The organism is Candidatus Parvarchaeota archaeon, from assembly GCA_016866895.1.
Classification (GTDB): Archaea; Micrarchaeota; Micrarchaeia; order Anstonellales; family VGKX01; genus VGKX01.
On record VGKX01000216.1, the window covers coordinates 1 to 1,332 of the forward strand.

At 47.2% G+C, this 1,332-nt stretch carries 1 protein-coding gene; it reads right to left on the reverse strand.

Annotated elements, in window-relative coordinates; all coding sequences use genetic code 11:
• Positions 1 to 1,319 (reverse strand): hypothetical protein (locus FJZ26_06055; protein MBM3229970.1); only part of this gene is annotated, 1,319 nt, incomplete at its 3' end.
• Between the last annotated feature and the right edge of the window lie 13 nt (positions 1,320 to 1,332).

Genomic DNA, 1,332 nt, shown 5'->3' on the forward strand with positions numbered 1-1,332 from the left:
GTGGCAGCAACCCACTCGTTCAAGGAGTGGTCTACTCCTTGGTACTTGACGTAGTACGGGCTGTTGTCGTTCTTGTCTAGGTGAACACCCCCCTTATTTGTACCTTCTTGCTTACCAACTTGTTCAAGGTTACTTACGTCAAACGCCGTGTCATAGCCAGCAAATGAGTGGTACACGTCGCCATAGGTTTGCAAGTACGCGTCAGGATCAAACAAGACAGACTCAACAGCTTGCTTGCCTTTAGGATTTAGATCATTAAAGACTTCTTTTGTAGGGTCCTGTATAAAAAGATTTTTCATGGAGTCTTCAGGACCAAAGACCACGTCATGCTGGTTTTGCTTTGGATCAAAAATAGCGTTCTTGACTTCCATCACGTGAGTCAAGTTGTTTTTAGCAAGCTGATACGAACCCTTGTATGAAATGTCTAGTGAACCCTCTTCAACAGAGATGCCATGAACGGCCAACAAGTCTTTAAGGTCTGACGACACCTTGCTCATGTCAATCGTGCCATTTTGAGCAAAGGCTTTTGACGTCAACAACCCAATTGGCGAATCACGAGTTGCTTTGACAGCCATAACTTGACCGTCTTTTGTGCGCACGTAGAAAGCCACATTGTTTTGCAATCTATTTTTTGTAGCCAGGGCTACGGCTTCGGCAAAGTCAGGGTCTTGCATTGCTTTAGCAACTTGCTCTGCAGTCACCTTAGCTGCCGTAGGGCCTGTGGCTTGCTCCATCAAGCTAAGACTTGTCTCGACATCTTGATGAGGCCTGTAGTGCACGATTGGGTTTGATGCCTGCAAATCAGGATCAAACTTTGTAGCAGACGACGTCACGTATGGATCGTAAACTTGCTCACCAGGTTTTAGTGGATCAAGGGTGACTGCTCCAGGCTCCGGGACTTCAGCATCCGGATTGACTGCATAAACTTTATTAGAGGCTCCAACAGTGGCGATCTGGCTTACTTCAACATCCTGGCCATTACCAAGTTGTTTGATAGCCGTTTCAAGAGCAGAGGCGTGACTGCGCTGACGAAGCCCCTTATAGCCATCGTAAAGCTTACCGCCAATAGCAAATAAACCGCCGCCGGCAGCTGTACCAAAAGCAATGTTGGTTAGTGAGTTCATCATATCGTAGTCTGCTTTTTCTTGAATTTTCGCAGAATAGATAAGCGGTTCAACGCCAGCAGATCCTACAAAGCCAGCTTCACCACCTCGCATGAAGCGACTACCAAGAGTACCTAACTTAGCGTATCTAGCTTGACCGATGATCGGGATGAAGCCAATGGCAAGGCCCACAGGATCAAAGATCGCAGTGCCCATGGCCAAACCGAAG